This window comes from Paraburkholderia suaedae, from assembly GCF_040812055.1.
GTDB lineage: Bacteria > Pseudomonadota > Gammaproteobacteria > Burkholderiales > Burkholderiaceae > Paraburkholderia.
Window position 1 is genome coordinate 130,333 of record NZ_JBFOAH010000007.1, and the last position, 20,215, is coordinate 150,547.

Genomic DNA, 20,215 nt, shown 5'->3' on the forward strand with positions numbered 1-20,215 from the left:
CGAACTGTATCGCCTTCCTCATCTATGAAAATGACGTTGAACCGCAAGCTTCTTTCGATGATCGCCTTGCTGTGGATCGGCCTCGTGCTGATCGGCGCGTTTGGCGCGTGGCAGGCGCGCTCGTCCATGCTCGCCGACCGCCGCGAGCAGATGCGGGCTCTCGTGCAGCAGGCCCAGAGCCTCGCCGGCCACTACTATCGGCTCGCGCAGAAGGGTGCGCTGAGCGATGTGGACGCACGCCGGCAGGCGTTGGCGGCGTTGGCCGACCTGCGCTATGGCGAGGACGGCTATGTCGCGATCATCGATTCGCATCTCGTGATCGTGATGAATCCATTCCTGCCGCAGATGACCGGCAAGGATGTCAGCCGGATGATGGATGGCGCCGGACAGCCGCTGTTTCCGAAGCTGGTGGCTGCCGGCGATCGGCCTGGCGGCGGCTTCGCCGATTACGTGGGCCGCAAGCCCGACAGCGACCTTCACGCAGTCAAGACCAATTACGTAGCGCACTTCGCACCTTGGGACTGGTACATCGCGACTGGCATGTACATGGACGACATCGATCACGCGTTTTACGCCAGTCTGGCGCGCTGGCTCGCCGTCACTGCGGTCCTTGCCGGCGTTTCGACGGTGGTGATGGGGTTCGTGGTGCGTAGCGTTCTGGGTGCGCTTGGCGGCGAAATGGAAGTGGCGGTCGCCGCAGCGCAGCGGATTGCGCAGGGCGACCTCGGCGCGGACGTGCCGGTGCGTCACTGCGAACGGCCGAGCCTGATGCTGGCGCTTGCCACCATGCGCGACGGGATCGTCGAAACGGTAGCGCACGTGCAGGCCGGTGCGGAGAACGTCGACGTCGGCGCGCACGAGATTGCATCCGGCAATGCCGACCTTTCCAGCCGCACGGAAAAGCAGGCTGCCGCGCTGGTGCAAACGGCGTCGAGCATGGACGAGATGACCGCCAACGTGAAACGCAACGCCCAGAGCGCCGAGCAGGCAGCCCGCCTCGCGAGCGAGGCAGCCGAAGTTGCAAGGCAAGGCAGCCGGGCCGTCGACGGCGTGGTGCATACCATGGGCAATATCACCAGCACTTCCCGGGAGATCGGCAACATCATTGGCGTGATCGACAGCATTGCGTTCCAGACCAACATCCTCGCGCTGAATGCTGCGGTCGAGGCGGCGCGCGCGGGCGAGCAAGGGCGCGGTTTCGCGGTGGTTGCTTCGGAAGTGCGCAGCCTCGCGCAGCGCTCGGCGGCGGCGGCGCGGGACATCAAGGATCTGATCGGCGCATCGACGCAGGCGGTCGAGGTGGGCGCTGAGCAGGTATCGAACGCGGGCGCGACGATGGGCGACATCGTGAAGGCGGTCACGCGCGTCCATGCAATCCTCGACGAAATCAGCTGCGCGTCGCTGGAACAGAGCGCCGGTATCGAGCAGGTGAATCGTGCGATCGGCGAGATGGACGAGGTGACGCAGCAGAACGCAGCGCTGGTCGAACAGGCTGCGGCTGCCGCGCACTCGTTGCAAGATCAGGTCGCCAGCCTGCGCGATGCAATTGGCCGTTTCACTTTACCCGTGACATCCGCCATGCGAATTGAACGGTTGGGCGTTCGATAAGCGAGTCTGCGGAAGTCAACTCATGGTCGCATCCCCGGTGAGCGGTGCAGGGATTGCAGCTCCGGCTTTACAGGGCGGGATAGTCTCGCTTTTATGGTCCTACGGTCAGGTAGCAGTCGCATTACCCGCTTTCGCAGGCGCATAAGCAAGTTTGTCAATTCAGTAAGCCTATGCTAGTCAAGGAACAGACATGAAAATCCTGGTCGCGGTCAAACGCGTAGTCGATTACAACGTGAAGGTCCGGGTGAAATCGGACGGCACGGGTGTCGACATTGCGAACGTGAAGATGTCGATGAATCCGTTCGATGAAATTGCGGTGGAAGAAGCGGTGCGTCTGCGTGAAGCGGGCGTGGCGGCCGAGGTGATCGTCGTGTCGGCAGGCGTTGCGCAGGCTCAGGAAACGCTGCGTACGGCGCTCGCAATCGGTGCGGATCGCGCTGTGTTGATCGAGTCCAATGAAGACCTGCAGCCGCTGGCGGTCGCGAAGCTGCTGAAGGCATTGGTCGACAAGGAACAGCCTTCGCTCGTGATTCTGGGCAAGCAGGCCATCGACGACGACTCGAACCAGACCGGCCAGATGCTCGCTGCGCTGGCCAATCTGCCGCAAGCAACCTTTGCATCGAAGGTGGTCGTGGCTGACGGCAAGGCCACTGTGTCGCGCGAAGTGGATGGCGGCGCCGAGACGCTGTCACTCAAATTGCCCGCTGTCATCACCACCGATCTGCGCCTGAACGAGCCGCGCTACGTGACGTTGCCGAACATCATGAAGGCGAAGAAAAAGCCGCTGGAAACGCTCAAGCCTGCGGACCTGGGCGTGGACGTCACGCCGCGCCTGAAGACGCTGAAAGTCGCCGAGCCGCCCAAGCGCTCGACCGGTGTCAAGGTGCCGGACGTGAAGACGCTGGTCGAGAAGCTGAAGACCGAAGCCAAGGTGCTTTAAAGAAAACGGCAACTATGTTGCATGGGACTGGAGTAAGCGCTAAAGCGCTAACTCCAGTCGACACACGGAGACGGACGACATGACAAATCTGGTAATAGCAGAACACGACGCCCCGCAGGAAGCCCCCTTTGGGGGCAACGCGTCGATCAAGGCCGCGACGCTGAACACGATCGCAGCGGCGCAGAAGATCGGCGGTGACATTCATGTGCTGGTGGCAGGTCACAACGCGCAAGCCGCGGCGGATGCAGCGGCGAAGATTGCAGGCGTGGCGAAAGTGCTGCTGGCCGACGCGCCGCAGCTCGAAGCGGGCCTCGCGGAAAACGTTGAAGCGACCGTGATCAAGATTGCGAAGGACTACACGCACATCCTCGCGCCGGCGACCGCCTACGGCAAAAACATCGCGCCGCGTATCGCCGCGAAGCTCGACGTCGCGCAGATCAGCGACATCACCGCCGTGGACTCCCCCGACACGTTCGAGCGCCCAATTTACGCGGGCAATGCGATCGCGACGGTGCAATCGGTTGATGCGATCAAGGTCATCACGGTGCGTTCGACCGGTTTCGATGCAGTCGCAGCCGAAGGCGGCAACGCAACGATCGAGAAGATCGAAGCGGCAGCCGACACGGGCCTCTCGCAGTTCGTGAGCCGCGAAGTGACGAAGCTGGACCGTCCGGAGCTGACGAGCGCGAAGGTCATCGTCTCGGGCGGCCGGGGTCTGGGCAACGGCGAGAACTACACCAAGGTGCTGGAGCCGCTGGCGGACAAGCTGAACGCAGCGTTGGGCGCATCGCGTGCCGCAGTCGATGCGGGCTTTGTACCGAACGACTATCAGGTGGGCCAGACCGGCAAGATCGTCGCGCCGCAACTGTACGTGGCCGTCGGCATCTCGGGTGCGATCCAGCATCTGGCGGGGATGAAAGATTCGAAGGTGATCGTCGCAATCAACAAGGACCCCGAAGCACCGATTTTCAGCGTAGCCGATTATGGTCTCGTTGGCGATCTGTTCATTGAGATTCCGGAATTCGCGAGCGAACTTTAATCGCGTGCATAGAGGTCCGTGATGACACCGTTCCGCATATCGGCACTTCCGCCACTCGCGGGGGTTTGTTTCCCCGGAGCGGCTGCGCTCGCCGTCTCCGGCATCAAGCGTTATGACATGCGGACAGATCCACCGCTTGGTCCCGCGCATCATCCGATGCGTGGTCCCCGAGACCCGTGGTTCGAACAAACGGGTTGACGCAGCGTGGCTTAGCGGGATCGAAGTAGTCGGAGCAACACATGGGTACTCGGGAAAAGTCATTGCGCGTGCTGGTCGAGAATTGGTTGGGACCGGACGCTGCGAAGCATGCTCGCGTGACACGCTTCAGTCACTCGCGACGTAAGCAGTGGCGCTATGTCTGTGTAGAGGCGGATCACCCGTCAGGTAAGCTGGCGTTCGTATTCTTTCGTCACGACGAGGGTTCGTGGTGCGTATTCCCGCCGGAATACAAGCGACCAGCGATGAATCTCGCACGATTCATCTCTTCGCCGGCGGCGAGCGCAGACCGCATACCGCAATGTGCAGGTGACGATGTCGCGGGCCGATCGCTTCACGACCTCTGACCGGATAGCGCACGTCAACGCCGCTGAGCGTGAGTGTTCGCAGCGACGCGATCGACTCGATCACGGCGCTCAGTTGCCCGACAAACCGTTAGCGTTTACACCGAGAGAGTCCCTGTTCGGGCGCGACCATGCGACCAGCGCGAGCACTTGAGCCTGGCGTGGCGCATGCGATCGATCGCGTGACCGGGTGATCGCAGATTTCCGCCACTCGACGCTACCGCAAAAGTCGTCAACAATTGCCGTTTAAAAGCGAGACGGTTCGCTTTGGGCGCATTTCCGGGCGTTCTTACGTAAGCGCGTATGCAATCTCCGCCGGACTCAACGGGAGCACACGCAAAGACGATTGCGGGCGGGCTCCGAACGGCGGCCGGCTTGCCAGTACAAGGCGCCATGCGATTTTTTCGACGCCGCCTGTCCATCCGCATGCGGCCCGAGCGTCATTGTAGTGGCGGCGCGATCAGATCCAACCGCCTCAACCCCATGACAGGAGGCTCAAATGCAATACCTATTGATGATCTATTCAGAAGAAAACGGCTGGAACCAGATGACCGACAGCGAACGGCAGCAAGGCGTCGCCGCGTACAAGGCGTACACCGAATCGTTGAAAAAAGCCGACGTGCTGGTGGGCGCCAACCGGTTGCAGCAAACGAGCACGGCCACCACCGTGCGGCTCCTCGACGGCAAGCCACAGGTGCTTGACGGACCCTATTCCGATACGAAGGAGCAACTCGCCGGGTACTACCTGATCGATGTGCCCAACCTGGACGCGGCGATCGCGTGGGCGTCGCGTTGTCCCGGCGCGGCGCACGGCCTCATGGAAGTGCGCCCGGTCTGGACCGCCCCTTACGACGCGCCATCTGCTGCATGAGTCCTTCCGGCAGCGGCCGCGACGGTGACGGCACCGCGCATCTGATCGCCGAAGCGGTCGCTCGCCGCAGTTACGGCAAGCTCGTCGCACTGCTGGCGATGCGCACGCGCGACGTGGCCGCGGCCGAGGACGCGTTGGCCGACGCGTTTGCAGCCGCGCTCGCGGACTGGCCGGCGCGCGGCTGCCCCGCGAATCCCGAAGCGTGGCTGATGACGGTTGCGCGACGGCGGGCGCTCGATGGCGCGCGTCATCGCCGTCTCGGCGACGAAGTGGTGAACCAGCTTGCCATCCTCGCCGATGAAATCGACGAACGCGAAGCCGGCATGTTGCCCGACCGACGGCTTGCGCTGCTGTTCGCCTGCACGCACCCTGCGCTCGAGGCCGCGATTCGCACGCCGCTGATGCTGCAGGTGGTGCTGGGGCTCGAAGCGAAGACGATTGCCTCGGCGTTCCTGATGTCGCCCGCCGCGATGAGCAAGCGCCTCGTGCGCGCGAAGAACAAGATTCGCGAAGCGGGCATTCCGTTCAGCGTGCCGGAGCGCGAGGAATTGCCCGGCCGGCTTGCTGCGGTGCTGGAAGCGGTCTATGCGGCGTATGCAGAAGGGTGGACCGATCCGGTCGGCGGCGATGCCGGGCAACGCGATCTGGTTGGCGAGGCGCTGTTTCTTGCGCAACTGCTCGTCGAGCTGCTGCCCGAGGAGCCGGAGACGCTTGGTCTGCTCGCGTTGATGCTTTATGCGCACGCGCGGCGCGGCGCGCGACGGAATGCAGCCGGCGACTATGTGCCGCTGTCGGGTCAGGATCCAGCGACATGGGACGCGCCGATGATCGACGCAGCGAACGCACTACTACGGCGCGCGAGCGCATTCAACGCGATCGGACGCTTTCAGCTCGAGGCCGCGCTGCAGTCGGCGCATATCCACCGCTGCGAGACGCATCGCCCGAACTGGGACGAGATCGTGCAGCTCTACGATGCGCTGCTCGCGATTGCGCAGTCGCCGGTGGTCGCGGTGAACCGCGCGCTGGCGCTGGCGGAACGCGACGGCCCGCACGCGGCGCTCGACGCACTCAAGCGCTATGCGGACGATCCGCGGCTCGCCGACTACCAGCCCTACTGGGCTGCGCGCGCCGATGTGCTGGCGCGTGCCGGCGCGACGGCCGAAGCGCTCGGCGCGTACGATCTCGCGATCGGACTCGCGCGCGATCCGGCCGTGCGCCGGTTCCTGCAGCGCAAGCGCATCGAGGCGTCATCGAAGAAAAGTTAGCTGTCCATACGAGCCTGGCCGTACACGTCGCAGGAATGTGAAAAATCAAGGCTTGGATGCCAGGAGTCGACGGCAAATTCCGCCGGGTGCAGTACGTTCTGTGCGTTGCGCACCCGTTGATCACTAAACCGGCTTCTGTTCCAATGCGACGCTACCTTCGATGACTTCGATGAGTTCACCTATCTCGACCGCTGGCAGCGGCCGGCCATAAAGGTATCCCTGAATCTCGTCGCAACGGTGACGTGCAAGAAAGTCGCGTTGTTCTTCTGTTTCCACCCCTTCAGCGACGACTTTCATACCGAGGGTATGACCAAGACCCAATATAGCCTTCACGATGGCTTCGTCCTGAGTGCACTGGCCGATACCGCTCACGAAAGACGTGTCGATCTTTAGCGTATCCGCCGTGAAGTGACGAGCGTAGGCGAGGCTGGAATAGCCGACACCGAAATCGTCAATAGCCACAGCGACGCCCATCGCGCGAATGGCATGAAGCAAGGGAAGCGTTGCCGGTTCTATCATTGCGTTTTCGGTGATTTCGATTTCCAGCAAGCGCGGGTCAAGCCGGCTGCGTTGCAGAGCACGCGCGACGGTAGCCGGTAGGTCTCCGCGTGAAAATTGCACAGGTGAGACGTTCACCGACACTCGGATACCGGGTCGTTCGCTCGAAATCTGCCGGGCTTGCAGACAAGCGCGTTCCAGAATCCACTCGCCGATCGGTACGATCAGACCGCTTTCCTCGGCCTGCGGAATGAACTCGCCCGGGCTGACGAGTCCCAGTTCAGGATCTCGCCAGCGCAGCAACGCCTCCAGGCCCGTCACCCGTCCTTCTTTCACGGATACTTTCGGCTGGTAATAAAGTTCGAACTCACTGAGTTCGAGCGCCCGTCGCAATCTGGCCGCCAGTGCGAGGCGGTCGGCGCTCGCGCGCGCTAGCGCAGGCTCAAATCGGCGGGTTCGGTTTCGTCCTTCGGACTTGGCGCGGTACAGCGCCGTGTCGGCATTGCGCAAAAGCGTTTCTGCATCGCTGCCGTCCTCCGGGTACCAGGCGATGCCCATGCTGGATTCGATATGCAGCGGAAAGCCTGCCACAGTGAAGGGGGCGCAAATCGACGCGTTTAGCTGCGCCAGTGTCGACTCCACGGCTTCGGCTTCATGAGCGCCGTACAACAGAATCACGAACTCGTCGCCACCATACCGGGCGACAAAATCGCCGTTGCGCAGTCCGGTGGAGAGCCGGGTTGCCACTGTTTGCAGGGCTTCATCGCCAGCGCTATGCCCTAACGTGTCGTTGACGTCCTTGAAGTTGTCGAGATCCACGAACACCAGCGCGATTCTCTCGGCTTCCTCGTGGGCGCGCACCAGCATCTGCCGCAATGTGACACCGAGCGAAAACCGGTTGGGCAGCAGCGTGAGCGCATCCTGGCGCGCCTGCTGCCGCAACAGTTCATGCGAATGGACCAGATCGGAAGCATCGCTGAATACACTGATGTGGTGCGTAACAGTACCGTTGTCGTCAAAAACCGGCGCGACGTGAAGCCGATTCCAGAACAGGCTGCCATCGCGCCGATGGCTGCGTAAAAGAGCCGCGCCTTCGGTGTTGGTCCTCAACGCTTCGCGGACAGTGACGGCTGCAGGGTCATCATGTTCATGCCCAAGCAGAAAGCGGCAGTCGCTGCCGATGATTTCCGAACGCCCATAGCCGGTGATACGCTCGAAAGCAGGATTCGCGTAGATCACGATATCGCCACCATCGACGGGCTCCGTGATCAGGACGGCGTCCAATGTGGAATCCAGCGCGCGGCCGCGCAGCCGCAGTTCACGTTTCGCGGCTTCGTGTTCAGTGACTTCGATCGCGGTGATGAAGCATGCTTCGTGGCCCGCATACGAGAGGAAATGAAACGATACCTCAACGTAGATGACGGTGCCGTCCGCGCGCAGGTGGCGGCGCAGCCCTGCTGAACCGCTGCGGCCCGACGCGAGCAGGTACGTCTCGAGATCGGAACGAAACTTGGCAACATCGCTTTCGGGCCTCAGATCGCAAAAAGAAAGACCCAGAAACCGTTCCAGAGAATACCCGTACTGACGTTGGGCCGCCGCGTTCGCAGTCAGAACGCTGAGGGACGTCGTGTCGTAGATCATCATCGCGAGCGGATGTTCCTCGAAGTACTCGTGGAAACGCGATTCCGCTTCTGCAGCAACGATTCTTGCCCGAGTCCTCGCTAGCGAGGCGCGATGACTCGCCAGGAACCCGTACGCCAGAAACGATGCTGCGGCTACTGTGGCAAGACAGAGCGCGCCCCGTTCGTGCGCGAGCCGCCGCTCCGAGGCCGCCTGCATTTTCGCAACGCGCACTTCCTGCTGGGTGCGCATCGCTGATAGCTTATCGGCGATTTGCCGGAATGAACTGTTGGCATTCAACAGTTCCTTGCTATCAATAGCAACCCGTGAGCCGCTCTGGATCGTATGTTGCGCAGCATTTTCAAGTTGTAGCGACCACTTCGCGGACAACTGCCTGAGCTCGACGATTGCCGCCTGATTTCCGGGGTCGCCAGCCATGGCGTTTTCGAGCCGCGCATAGACGGCCGCCACCTGACTCGCCCGAGTCACCGGCCAGGCATGGGATCCGTAGCTCACGGTGCCAACGCCTTTCAAAAAATCGGTATTCGCCGCTGTGTGAAGCGCGAGAAGCGTCTCAAGACAGTTCTGAATCTGCAATGACGCCTGCAGTTCGCGGTCCGCCGTCTGCTGGGAGGCGAACATGCCGAGTGCGGTGAACACCACAATGCTTGCGGCCGCAGCGGCAAGTAATGCCGCCGCGAGCGCTGCGCCACTATGCTCGGCCAGGCGGCTCAGAAGAGCCGCTGGTGGTTGCTTCTGTTGCGGTTGCACCCTATTGCCCGATTGATGAAATGCCTGTCTAGTGGATATCGGCGTTCCATCAAACAGCTTTAGTCAGGATGAACCATGACCCGCGAGCCGTACGCCCCGTCGGTTGTTGGTGTCCCGGCGGAGTTTGGCTGACGCGGATCACCCGGGCCGTGCTTTTGGCTTGCAACGAGGACGTTCAGTGTCGAAACCACGATCCCGTGTGCGGTTGGCCGCTTCAAACGCCGTTAGAACCGGTAGGCCACCGAGGCCATCGCATTGAAATCCAGCAAGCGCTCGGGAATGGGGCTGCCAGCAGCGACCTTGCCGAGGCGGCCGATGACCGCAACCACATTCGCTGACCAGTGCGGCGCAATCTCGTAGCTGGCATCGATGTTCAGGTGAACGTCTCGCAATCCGGAGCGTGCCGCATACGCAGGCAATCCGGAGGCTGCGCTCTGCTGTGGTGTCACGCCGAAGAAGGTGTTGTTGTATCGCCCGCTCGCCCACGTCACGCCCGGTCCCACCGAGAACAGAAAGGCACCCCACGGGGCGGATGCCACCAGATCGGCCATCGCAGTCAGGCCTTGGCCCGTTCCGGCAATGTCCTGGTAGAGATTGACCGAGCCGGTGAACGCCCACCAGGTGTAATCCGCAAAGAGCCGTAGCTTGGGGCCGTAATGCACATCGGGCAGACCTTTCAGGCGCGGATCGTCGGATGCTTTCCTCGACTGGAAATCGAAACTCAGCGACGCGCCGGCATGATAATTCTCGCCGTGCAGTGCGTTGACGCCCAGCACGTCGGGGCCTTGTGAGAATACGCGGTCGCGCCACGAGATGTCCTGCACCGGCAAAGGAAGCAGTTTGAGCCGCGAAGAGCCGGGGAACTCGGGGAATACATAGATGCCCGGCCCGATCGAAACCTTCCAGTCACTCGGCGCCTCGGGCTCCGCGGCGCTCGCCACGCGAGTGGTGCTGGTGAGGCAAAGCACGGTGGCCGCTGCAAACAGCACGCAGCGGTGTCCGGCGCATGGGCCCGCGGTCATCGCCAACGTCATGCTTTTCCCGCTATGGTGGCCAACTGCCTGAGGCGTCGCGCGAGCGCGCGCGAGACCACGGGGGTCGGACTGCCCGCAGAAATCGAAACAGCGGCGCTTTCGCGCAGAAACAGCGCGCATTCCCGCGCGACCACCTCGCGCTCGTTGTCCGACGTGATCATGTGATACGAGTCGTCCAGCCAGATTGTCCGCACAAACGACGCACCCACGTTCGCCGCGACGAGCCGCGCATTGTGCGGACTCGAAGTCTCGTCGTCGATTGCGTGGATCACCAGGCAGTCGGAATTGACGCTTTTGAGATTCTTGCGCACATGGCTGGCAAGTCGCCGCGCCTCGTGAAGCGCGGGCATGCCGATCGACGCTGGCCCGACCTCGCTGATTTCGTTCTTCTGCATCGCGCGGGCAATCTTCGAGCGCAGCGCTTCGTTTCGCAGTCCGTAAGGTTCACGCTCACGATAGCGGTACCGGGAGCGCACCGGCGTGTAGTACAGCCAGTTCAGCAAGAATCGGTACCATGGGATGGCCCAGCCGTCGTAGTCGAGCGTGACCGACAGCAGGAGCAACGCTCGCGCCGCGGGCCGCTCGTGGGCGACCGCGGCGGCCAGCGTCGCGCCCATCGACAGACCGCATACCGAGACATGGCGGTAGCGCGCGGCAAGCGCGTCGAATGCGTCGAGGGCGGCGCTCACCCATTGCTCCATCGGTGCGGGTTTCGTACCCGCGCTATAGCCGGAAAGCTCAGGCGTGTGCGTCGCGAAGCCGTCTTCGATCAGATAGCGGGCAATGAAGCGCAATTCGAGCGGAGAACTCGACAAGCCGTGCAGAAGCAGCACAGCATGATCGCCGTCCTGCGGACGGGGAGGGTAGGCTTGCGTCATGGTGTCAGTCTTCGGCCCGCAGGACCAGGAAGTCGCCCGAGGGCGTGACGAAGCGTTCGCAGATGCACTCGACGGCCCGCCAGTCCTGCCCGCCCGTAAGGATCCGCATGCGGTGATGCCCCGGCACTAGCCGCTCGCATACACGGGCAAGATCTTCGTGATGCACCTGAGCATGTCTCGCACCGAATGCGATGCCCGCCTGAAAAGCGCGCTCGTCGATGATTCCGTCTGCTGTCGCCGGCGTAACAGGGTGGACGAAACCGCCCGGGATCGCGCTGGTTGCGGGGTCGATGGCCTTGATCGCGACGAGCGCGCGGCTATGATGCACGATGTGATGGAGCATGCGGCGCATTTCGTCGGTCGCCCGGCGCGCCAGCAGCCGCTCGTTGTCGTGACGCAAAAGCATTTCATAGCGCGACTGCGACACGGCCGTCTGCAACTCGGCGCGATATTGCGCCCGCCGCAACCGCTCGATCAGGGTTATCACGATGAGCGTGATGAGCGGATACGAGATCAACAGCCGGATGTCGGACCGGTCGATCACATCAAGATGCCCATACGGCGGCACGAAAAGATAGTCGGCAAGGCAAAGCCCCGCCAGCATCACGCACAGGGCGGGACCGAGCCCGCAATAAAATTCAACGAGTGCGGCCGCGATGAGAAAGGCGCTCGCCGGCATGATGGACCCGAGCAAGGGATGCAACAGCGTACGAATGGCGGCGGCGCTAAAAAGTGCAGCGCCGGCGATGACCCACCGCCTGCGCCCGCGGGGCGCCCATCGGCGGGAATTTTGTACTTCCATGTCAGGTGAACGGTCGTGATTCCTGGTGGCTCAATAACGGCAAAAGCACCGGGATTCTTTAGGCTTGCAGCGCGGAAAAGGATTGGCGGAGGCTGGCAATCCGAGTCGGTCGGCGACCGGCGTTGTCGCCGACCGCGCATTCCTGCATCTGGACAACCGATACGATAGCAAGTGTGTTCTGCTGCTCGCAGGCTGCGTGGGGGCCTGCTCGGCACAGCGCTCGCGGCCGGTCTGGTCCAACGGATTGCGAAGATGGGCTCAGGCCGCGGCAATCACGCGTGCGTCGCTTTTGTCGATGGCTAGCGTCTCGGGTACACCGTGCCAGGCCATTGATTTCTTTCTAAGCGTGGTGTGGCAGTAACTTGACCGTGTTATGCGCGTAGTCGCCGCCAGCGGGCGGTTTAACGACGTGTTCGATCCGGCGCAGGGGCGCGTGACGGCCCCTGTACCCTGCATCGACAATTCACGCGTACCGAAGGAAGCGCATGGATGTTGCATGACTGTCCATTCATCGCTTACCGGGCAACGGGTGCGATACTGCGCCTGGCATGAGATCGGCGATCGTTTTTCGCAACCAGACGTTTCCCGGCTCGCGGTGCAACCGAGCATGCCAATACTGGTGTACCGCGTAGCCAGGCAAGCCGTACGGCACGTCCATATGACGGATCGGCTCGCGCGATTGCATTGCGCGCGCATAGTAGCGCGGGACGGTCGCAATGAGTTCTGTCTCGGCCACGATCTGCGCGACAGCTAAAAAGCTTGGCACGCGCAATGCGATGTTACGGGTGATCCCAGCGGACTTCAGCGCGTCCTCAACCATCGCCATGTGCCCGGTTCCTAGAGTTGAGATGTCCACATGTCTTTCTTCGCAGTAGGCTCCCTTGCTGATGCGCTTTCCAATGCGAGGATGCGAAACGCTCGCGATACATTGAAAGTCCTGTTGAAACAAAGACTGTTGGTAGAAGCCTGCATCGAGCTGGGGCATATATCCCACGGCCAGGTCCACTGCCGCATCTTCCAGCCGGCGCGGCGAATCGGAATTGATTTTTTCTGTCTCAATCCGGATGCCGAAGGCGCGGGACTGCAGGTAATTGAGCAACCGCGGAAGCAGTGATATTTCGCCGAGGTCGGTCATGCACAGACGAAAGACCCGCTGCGCTTTGGCCGGATCAAAACTGGCCGTCCCTGTTCTGGCAGCCTCCAGGTTCTCCCGCACTTGACGCAGCACCGGGTGTAACTGGTCAGCGCGCGGCGTAGGAAGCATGCCACGTTGCGTACGAACGAAGAGTGGGTCGCCATAGTAAGTGCGCAGGCGATTGAGTGCCGTGCTCGCTGCACCTTGCGTCATCCCAAGCTTTTCCGCTGCGCGAGTGACACTGAGAGTCGAATATATCTCGTCGAAGACTGAAAGCCACTCCAGATCGATCGATGCCATGCGCTGCTCCGTGTGATATCGAAATTTTCGATAGATTGTATTGTGCCACGCGGTTGTTCGGATGTTGCGGTGGTGCGAGAATCCAGACACTCCATCCCGTGGCGCGACGTCGATCTCCACATGGAATCGTTTGGTCCCGTATTGAAGGCTCAGAACGTCCGCGCCGAATTCCTAAGCAGATCTAACGGTGCAAGTAAGCAAATCTACGCGAGACAATGACGTCATGCGGAATAATGTTCTTTTGCAAGCCAAAACGCCCGTCAATGCGCTGGCGCCGGAGGTGTGGCGCTGGAGGGCCACTGATATTGCGGAGCAGGTTCGACTGGGTTCCATTTCGTGCGCGGAAGTGCTGCAGGCTTTCCATGCGCGCATCGACGCCGTCAATCCGCGCTTGAATGCGATTGTCCACGAGGACCGCGAGCGTTCAATCCGCGCTGCCCGGCGACTGGACGAACTGCGCCGGAAAACGCCGCATCAGGCAGGAATTCTGTGTGGCGTGCCCATGACCATCAAACTGAACGTAGACGTGATGGGCGAAGCCACAACGAATGGTGTGCCTTCCTATTCCCGACGCGTGGCACCGGCCGACAGCAGCGTGGTGGCCAACCTTCGTCGCGCTGGCGCGATCATCAACGGTCGCACGAACGTTCCGCCGTTTTCTTTCCGGTGGTTCACGGAGGGACCGCTTTATGGAAGAACGCTCAATCCATGGAGCGAGGATTTCACATCTGGCGGATCGAGCGGCGGTGCGGCAGTATCGGTGGCAACAGGGATGTGCGCTGTTGCACACGGAACCGATATTGCGGGGTCCATCCGTTATCCGGCCTACGTCAACGGCGTGATCGGTCTACGCACCACGTCAGGACGTATCCCGGCTTATCACTCGACGACGACGCAGCGCTTCTATGGGCTTCAATCGATGTCGGCCCAAGGGCCACTCGCCCGGTCTGTTGCCGATGCACACCTGGGGCTACGCGCGATGATCGGAGCAGACACGCGCGACCCAACGTGGGTGGACGTGGGGATCGTGCATGATGACGATGCAGAGCCGGTAAAGGTTGCGCTGGTCGACGAGATCCCGAATGCGCCAGTTTGTGACGAGGTAAAGAAGGCACTTCTGCAGGCCGCAACGTCCCTTGCGGCTGCAGGCTATGTGATCGAGCGGGCACAGCCCCCGGCGATCGAACAGTGCGTCGAAATCTGGCAGTCGATCGTGATGACGGAATCGCGGTGCGCGATGATTGCGGCTGTGGCTGAAACCGGCGATCTTCCCATCATGCAATCGGTTCATAACATGGCAGCGTGTGGACCATCCGTCGATCTGGCCGGCTACATCCAGGCCATCGCGCGGCGCGATGAGATGCGCCGCAAATGGAACGAGTTCCTGTCCAGTTATCCACTGCTGCTGATGCCTGTGTCTTGCCGCATGCCTCAACCGTGGGGGGCGGACCTGGGAACTGTCGACGAGATGCGCGAGCTTGTCGCCGCGCAAAGCCCGCTCATGGCTGTAGCCGCGCTTGGACTTCCAGGAATCAGCGTTCCGACTGGGATGTCGGGTGGACTACCGGTTGGAGTTCAACTGGTCGCAGCCAGCTTTCGAGAACTGCGCCTGCTTTGCGCGGCATCGATAGTAGAGCGGGACGCCGAGACTGGATCGGCGTTGGACTACATCGCGATTTAATGAATAGCTGCGGTCATTTGCGCAACCAACACCGCACACATACAAGGTGTAATCAGGAGACGAACGATGTCATCAGCCAACTCGCCGGCGCAAGGATTCGATATTGAGGTTTTCATAGATAGACAAAAGGTCTCGGCATATCAATGGGCGATTCTCGCGCTGTGCTTCCTGATCGTCGCCGCCGATGGATTCGATACAGCCGCCGCCGGATTCATTGCACCCGCGGTGGCAAAAGAATGGGGGCTGACGCGGCTTGCGCTTGGACCTCTGCTGAGCGCTGCTCTCATTGGGTCGGTAGTCGGCGCTCTTACGTCCGGTCCGCTTGCCGACAGGATTGGTCGAAAGCGCGTACTTGCCGTCTCTGTCCTTATGTTCGGCATATTGAGCCTCGCTTGCGCGAAAGCCGGTTCTGCTCAAATGTTGACAATCTTGCGACTACTGAGTGGCATCGGTTTAGGTGCCGCTATGCCCAACGCGACGACCATGGTGTCGGAGTATATGCCGAAGAAGCATAGGGCATTGCTGGTGAACGTCATGTTTTGTGGCTTTACGCTAGGTGCGTCTGTGGGTGGTTTTGCGGCTGCCGGCCTGATACCGGCGTTCGGATGGCAAAGTATTTTCGTGGTTGGCGGCGCGATCCCCGTCCTGCTGGCGCTCGCTCTGTTTGCGTGGTTGCCTGAATCGGTTCGATTCATGGTGGCGAACTCATGGCCGACAGAGAAAATAAACATGGTGCTCAGTTATATTGCCGGAAAAACGGTGGCCGAGAGGCATTTTGCGTTTACTGAGCCTGCGGAAGGAAAAGAGAAATCGCCTATCGCGCTGATCTTGTCGAAAAGGCTCCGGTGCGGAACTGTGCTGTTGTGGATCACCTACTTCATGGGACTACTTGTCTACTTCCTGATGACGAGTTGGCTTCCAACCTTGATGAAGGAGGGTGGAATGAGTTTGCAACAGGCATCGCTAATTACAGCGCTATTTCCACTCGGTGGTGGGTTAGGGGCGATTGTCTGCGGGTTGCTGATGGATCGCGTCAACGCTTACCGGGTGGTCGCATTCACCTACGTCTTGACCGGCGCCTTCATCTGGTGGATTGGCCAGTCAGTTGGAAATACGCTTCTCATCGGTCTATTGACGTTTCTGGCTGGTAGCTGCATGAATGGTGCTCAAATATCCATGCCGGTTCTCGCCGCGGCGTTCTATCCGACCAACGGACGTGCATCGGGCGTCGCGTGGATGCTAGGCATCGGCCGGATTGGCGGAATCATGGGTGCCCTTGCGGGCGGCGCAATGCTGGAGGCCGGTTTTGGAGTGGCATCGATTCTTCAGGCTTTGTCGGTCCCCGCGTTCATCGCCGCGGGCGCGCTTCTAATAAACAACCATCTTGGCAAGAGGTGGATCGACTTCGATTCAATCTTGCGAAAGTCTCATTCGAAATCTAACTAGCCAGCAAGCGGCGGCCGTGCGCCAAAAACCTGAGCTTGATCGCCTGGCTGATTCGCCATCCAGGCGCGGACGAGAACCACCTGAAACGAGCACTCGATGGTCTCACACATGCCTCAGTCCGATCTGGCTGAGCTCCAGCTAGATCGGAGCAAAGATTCGCCCCTGCACCAGCAAATCTCGGATCGCATCAAAGGAGCAATCTCGGCGGGCACTCTACTTCCGGGAGCCCGCCTTCCTTCGTCCCGCAGCTTGGCGTCTCAACTGTCGATTTCGCGCGCAACCGTCGAGCTTGCCTACAGCATCCTCGCCGGGGAGGGTTATCTGACCCGCGAACACGCCGCCGGCACGCGTGTGCAACTGCGCCCGATCGGACGACTCCCGGAACCGTCTACGCGGCCGCCGCGTCCATTGATGCCCGGGCTTGCCTCGGAAGCGGCTCAACTGCCGCGCCCGTTTCAAATAGGACTACCGGCGCTCGACGCTTTTCCGCGCAAGCTTTGGTCACGGCTAGCTGGCCATCACGCGCGATCCCTGTCGCTCTCGAAGATGGTCTACCAGGCGACAACCGGTTTCGGTCCCTTGCGGCAAGCAATTGCTAATCACCTGACCATCGGCCGCGGCATTGCGTGCAGCGAGGATCAGGTCTTCATCACCGCGGGTTTCCTGGGCGCGTTGACGCTGGTCGCGCGTACGTTGCTTAACAAAGGCGAAGAGGTGTGGGTCGAAGACCCGGGCTTTTCTGCTGCGCGTCATACGCTCGAGCTTGCCGGCGGTCATCTCATTCCGATCCCGGTAGATGACCACGGGATGGATATCTCAACCGGAATTGCACTTGCTCCCGCCGCTCGACTCGCCGTGGTCACTCCGGCAGCACAGTTCCCGCTGGGGGCCGCGCTCTCAACGCATCGGAGGTCACAGCTGGTGTCCTGGGCCGCCGAAGCGAGAGCATGGATAGTCGAGGACGACTACAACAGCGAATTCAATCGCCTGGATCGGCCGGTATCGACGCTCATGCAGCTCGATCGCGCGGATCGGGTGCTGCATGTGAGTTCGTTCAGCAATGTCCTGTTTCCTGGCCTGCGTTTGGGATACCTGGTCGTGCCGACTTCGCTGGTCGCTGAGTTCGAACGCATGTCGACACTGTTGCCTTTGCAGCACTCGCTACTCGATCAGATGGTCGTGTCCGATTTCATCACTCAGGGGCACTTCGGTCGCCACCTGGCACGGATGCGAAGTTTGTACACCGAACGGAAGTACGCACTCGTCGACGCATTAAGAAATGTTCTCGGTGATTCTGTTCAGGTAGCGGACACCGGGAGCCTGCACGTGCTGTTGCGGCTGCCTCCGAATTTCGATGACGTTGTGTTGGCCAATCAAGCCCGCGCGCATGGAATGGCGATCACCGCACTGTCTCCGATGGGTTGGCGGACGACGACGGGTCCAGGCTTGCTGCTAGGGTTCACCAATATCGCACCCGACGCGGCAACGGATGCTGCGCGGCGGTTGCAAAGCGCTCTCTCTACCTGGACCTCACCGCGATGAGGATCAAGTCGTGGCGAGCGAACGATACAAGCGGACGCCTGAAGCAGTCAACGAGCGGATCGTCTTCTCACCGATGCCCGCTTTGCAAAGCTCGCAGTAGCCTCGGCCCTTGATCTAACCGAACGTTCGTCGCGCAATGCCGCCAGATGGATTGCAATTGGATGGTCTGGTCGTTTTGACGATTCTTGGCCGTGGTCTGGGCGGTAGACGTCGGCTACTCTTTTCATCAGTCGAGCTTCTCTGAATGAAATCGCAGTTGCCTTCGGGCGCCGCGCAGCAGCGGCTTCCCGAGTTGATTCGTTTAAACGCATTCACCTGATCACAAAGCAATCACTATGCTCTCGTTTTTTTGCACGAAACTGCGCCAATTCCAAGTTGTGGGGTGCGCCGCGTCGCTGATTTTGACGGGGTCGCCCGCGTGGTCGCAAACCACGGTCACGCCCGTCAGCGGACGTGCGGTTGAGTCTGTGCTGGCCGAAAAGCTGTCAGTCGCCCCGGGTAAAGTTCTCACGGCCCAAATCGTGCACTACGCGCCAGGTGGCTCTTCTAAAGCGCATTACCATGACGCCGACGTCTTCGCTTTTGTTCTTTCGGGCAAGATCCTCTCGGCAGAGGAGGGCGACGAAGCAACGGTCTACAACGTGGGGGAAGGGCACTTCGAACGTCGGGGTCAACATCACGTGGTCAGCAAGAACGCCAGCATGACCGAACCGGCGAGCATGCTGGTCGTTTTTATCTCTGACGCGGGTGCGAAGTTGACTACCTTCGATCACTAATCGGCAACTAGCACATGGCCAATGTACAGGCTTCTCTCCCTGGACGCCTGTTGAGGAATGACTGTACGGACAGAATTGCGAGCGCCAGAAAGGTGCGGCAATAAAAGAAAAAAGTAGCGGAGACAGATAATGGATTACCGGACATTTGTGGTCCGATGCGCGGTTTTCTCGGCCGCGCTGCTGACTATTGACGGAGTTACCTCGCCGGATGTCGCGGCTCAGACCGCTGTTGTCGAGGCGCTCCCGTCAGATTCCGCCAGGGGGAAGGTGATACGGCTCGAGGCAACGCCTGAGACGACCCAGTTCGGTTGGTACGACAACGCGCAACCTCCCGTTCTCCGAGTTCACACAGGAGATACGATCGCGATGGAGACGCTGATCCATGGTCATGCCCAGATCGTGCCGGATCTCACAATCGAACAGATGATGGCGCGTGCTAAACAGGAGCAGGCCGAATCTCCCGGTCGAGGAGTGCATTCGATTACAGGGCCAGTCTATGTTGAAGGAGCCAGACCAGGGGATACTTTGAAGATTGAAATCGGTCGAATAGTACCGACGTCTTACGGTCTGAACTTCAATTATCCTGGCGTGGCAGGCGCGTTCCCCAAGCAGTTTCCGCAAGGCCAGCTCAAATATTTCTACCTTGATTGGGCGAGGAACCGGTTCGAGTTCAGCCCAGACATCTTCGTTCCACTAAGACCCTTTCCTGGGATCGTTAGCGTTGCGCGTGCCGAGCCCGGCCGATACGGCACTGTGCCGCCCGGACCGTTTGGCGGCAATCTTGACATCAACGAGATGGTGTCGGGCACGACGCTGTACCTCCCAGTGTTCGTCGATGGGGCGCTGCTATGGTCTGGAGACTCGCATGCGGCACAAGGCAACGGAGAGATCAACCTGACCGCTCTGGAAACCGCTTTCAAGGAACTCGACTTGAAAGTCTCGGTGCTCAAGGGTGTCAAGCTGGATTGGCCGCGAATCGAAACACCGACCCATTGGATTGCCATTGGCTATGACCGGGACCTCAACGTCGCCTTCCAGTTGCTGCAAGAGCAGACGATCAAACTGATCGCTGAGCAAAGCAGGTTATCGACCCCGGCGGCGCGAGACCGCATGCTCGCGACCTGGGACTGTCGGATTTCGGAAGTGGTGAACGTTCTGAAGGGAACCTACTGCATGATTCCCAAGGCAATGGATGCCCGAGCCGCGCCACTGCCCATCAAGGACAGCCCGGACTACCTGGTCACGTACGCCACGGACAAGGATCTGAACAAAGCAATGGACACTGCATCGCTGTCTATGATCGACAAGCTGACCGCGGAAAAGCATCTGTCACGGCTCGATGCTTATTCGCTCGCAAGCATGGCCATGGACTGTCGACTGGGTCCTCCGCTTTCCTCCGAACGCCAAGTGCACTGTCTGATGAAAAAGAGCTATTGGACGGGAGACTAA

General features: G+C 60.7%; 15 protein-coding genes. 10 read left to right on the plus strand and 5 right to left on the minus strand.

Annotated elements, in window-relative coordinates; translation table 11 throughout:
- Positions 1-30: 30 nt before the first annotated feature.
- The 5 genes from ABQJ48_RS12760 to ABQJ48_RS12780 all read left to right on the plus strand — a co-directional run bounded on the left by ABQJ48_RS12760 (position 31) and on the right by ABQJ48_RS12780 (position 6,283).
- Complete coding sequence (locus tag ABQJ48_RS12760) at positions 31-1,608, plus strand: methyl-accepting chemotaxis protein (RefSeq protein ID WP_367838486.1); 1,578 nt, start codon at positions 31-33, stop codon at positions 1,606-1,608.
- Between the two features lie 190 nt (positions 1,609-1,798).
- A complete protein-coding gene (locus ABQJ48_RS12765) occupies positions 1,799-2,548 on the plus strand; it encodes an electron transfer flavoprotein subunit beta/FixA family protein (RefSeq protein WP_367838378.1) in 750 nt (249 codons plus the stop codon).
- Between the two features lie 79 nt (positions 2,549-2,627).
- Positions 2,628-3,587 carry an electron transfer flavoprotein subunit alpha/FixB family protein gene (locus ABQJ48_RS12770; protein ID WP_367838379.1) on the plus strand — a complete coding sequence of 320 codons (960 nt, stop codon included), beginning with the start codon at positions 2,628-2,630 and terminating at the stop codon, positions 3,585-3,587.
- Positions 3,588-4,646: 1,059 nt separating this feature from the next.
- On the plus strand, positions 4,647-5,018 hold the full coding sequence (locus ABQJ48_RS12775; RefSeq protein WP_367838380.1) for a YciI family protein: 372 nt from the start codon (positions 4,647-4,649) through the stop codon (positions 5,016-5,018).
- Positions 5,015-6,283 carry an RNA polymerase sigma factor gene (locus ABQJ48_RS12780; RefSeq protein WP_367838381.1) on the plus strand — a complete coding sequence of 423 codons (1,269 nt, stop codon included), beginning with the start codon at positions 5,015-5,017 and terminating at the stop codon, positions 6,281-6,283. Before ABQJ48_RS12775 ends, ABQJ48_RS12780 begins: the two co-directional genes overlap by 4 nt.
- A 123-nt stretch (positions 6,284-6,406) precedes the next feature.
- Here the strand turns inward: ABQJ48_RS12780 and ABQJ48_RS12785 are convergent, their stop codons facing one another.
- The 5 genes from ABQJ48_RS12785 to ABQJ48_RS12805 form a co-directional block, all read right to left on the minus strand.
- Positions 6,407-9,172, minus strand: coding sequence for a putative bifunctional diguanylate cyclase/phosphodiesterase (locus ABQJ48_RS12785; protein ID WP_367838382.1), 2,766 nt, complete (start codon positions 9,170-9,172; stop codon positions 6,407-6,409).
- A gap of 224 nt (positions 9,173-9,396) precedes the next feature.
- The gene (locus ABQJ48_RS12790; protein ID WP_473094131.1) at positions 9,397-10,206 is read right to left on the minus strand and encodes a MipA/OmpV family protein; all 810 of its coding nucleotides are present in this window, start codon (positions 10,204-10,206) and stop codon (positions 9,397-9,399) included.
- A complete protein-coding gene (locus ABQJ48_RS12795; protein WP_367838384.1) occupies positions 10,203-11,084 on the minus strand; it encodes an alpha/beta hydrolase in 882 nt (293 codons plus the stop codon). The genes ABQJ48_RS12790 and ABQJ48_RS12795 overlap by 4 nt, the downstream gene beginning before the upstream one ends.
- A 4-nt stretch (positions 11,085-11,088) precedes the next feature.
- Entirely contained in the window at positions 11,089-11,886 is a 798-nt protein-coding gene (locus ABQJ48_RS12800) for a DUF4118 domain-containing protein (protein ID WP_367838385.1), read from the minus strand.
- 508 nt (positions 11,887-12,394) lie between these two features.
- Positions 12,395-13,321 carry a LysR family transcriptional regulator gene (locus tag ABQJ48_RS12805; protein WP_367838386.1) on the minus strand — a complete coding sequence of 309 codons (927 nt, stop codon included), beginning with the start codon at positions 13,319-13,321 and terminating at the stop codon, positions 12,395-12,397.
- A 187-nt stretch (positions 13,322-13,508) separates the two neighbouring features.
- On the opposite strand from ABQJ48_RS12805, the gene ABQJ48_RS12810 reads away from it, so the two are divergent.
- From ABQJ48_RS12810 to ABQJ48_RS12830, 5 genes are all read left to right on the plus strand, one after another.
- Positions 13,509-15,002, plus strand: a complete 1,494-nt coding sequence (locus ABQJ48_RS12810) for an amidase family protein (protein WP_367838387.1) — start codon at positions 13,509-13,511, stop codon at positions 15,000-15,002.
- Between the two features lie 66 nt (positions 15,003-15,068).
- Complete coding sequence (locus ABQJ48_RS12815) at positions 15,069-16,448, plus strand: MFS transporter (protein WP_367838388.1); 1,380 nt, start codon at positions 15,069-15,071, stop codon at positions 16,446-16,448.
- Positions 16,449-16,556: 108 nt separating this feature from the next.
- Entirely contained in the window at positions 16,557-17,990 is a 1,434-nt protein-coding gene (gene pdxR, locus ABQJ48_RS12820) for a MocR-like pyridoxine biosynthesis transcription factor PdxR (RefSeq protein ID WP_367838389.1), read from the plus strand.
- A 335-nt stretch (positions 17,991-18,325) separates the two neighbouring features.
- Positions 18,326-18,766 (plus strand): cupin domain-containing protein, encoded by a 441-nt coding sequence (locus tag ABQJ48_RS12825; RefSeq protein ID WP_367838390.1) that lies wholly within the window; start codon positions 18,326-18,328, stop codon positions 18,764-18,766.
- A 129-nt stretch (positions 18,767-18,895) separates the two neighbouring features.
- Positions 18,896-20,215, plus strand: a complete 1,320-nt coding sequence (locus ABQJ48_RS12830) for an acetamidase/formamidase family protein (protein WP_367838391.1) — start codon at positions 18,896-18,898, stop codon at positions 20,213-20,215.

Coding starts and splice junctions, on each gene's coding strand:
- ABQJ48_RS12760 (WP_367838486.1), top strand. CDS start 31: ATGACGTTGAACCGCAAGCTTCTTTCGATGATCGCCTTGCTGTGGATC.
- ABQJ48_RS12765 (WP_367838378.1), top strand. CDS start 1,799: ATGAAAATCCTGGTCGCGGTCAAACGCGTAGTCGATTACAACGTGAAG.
- ABQJ48_RS12770 (WP_367838379.1), top strand. CDS start 2,628: ATGACAAATCTGGTAATAGCAGAACACGACGCCCCGCAGGAAGCCCCC.
- ABQJ48_RS12775 (WP_367838380.1), top strand. CDS start 4,647: ATGCAATACCTATTGATGATCTATTCAGAAGAAAACGGCTGGAACCAG.
- ABQJ48_RS12780 (WP_367838381.1), top strand. CDS start 5,015: ATGAGTCCTTCCGGCAGCGGCCGCGACGGTGACGGCACCGCGCATCTG.
- ABQJ48_RS12790 (WP_473094131.1), bottom strand. CDS start 10,206: ATGACGTTGGCGATGACCGCGGGCCCATGCGCCGGACACCGCTGCGTG.
- ABQJ48_RS12795 (WP_367838384.1), bottom strand. CDS start 11,084: ATGACGCAAGCCTACCCTCCCCGTCCGCAGGACGGCGATCATGCTGTG.
- ABQJ48_RS12800 (WP_367838385.1), bottom strand. CDS start 11,886: ATGGAAGTACAAAATTCCCGCCGATGGGCGCCCCGCGGGCGCAGGCGG.
- ABQJ48_RS12805 (WP_367838386.1), bottom strand. CDS start 13,321: ATGGCATCGATCGATCTGGAGTGGCTTTCAGTCTTCGACGAGATATAT.
- ABQJ48_RS12815 (WP_367838388.1), top strand. CDS start 15,069: ATGTCATCAGCCAACTCGCCGGCGCAAGGATTCGATATTGAGGTTTTC.
- pdxR (WP_367838389.1), top strand. CDS start 16,557: ATGCCTCAGTCCGATCTGGCTGAGCTCCAGCTAGATCGGAGCAAAGAT.
- ABQJ48_RS12825 (WP_367838390.1), top strand. CDS start 18,326: ATGCTCTCGTTTTTTTGCACGAAACTGCGCCAATTCCAAGTTGTGGGG.
- ABQJ48_RS12830 (WP_367838391.1), top strand. CDS start 18,896: ATGGATTACCGGACATTTGTGGTCCGATGCGCGGTTTTCTCGGCCGCG.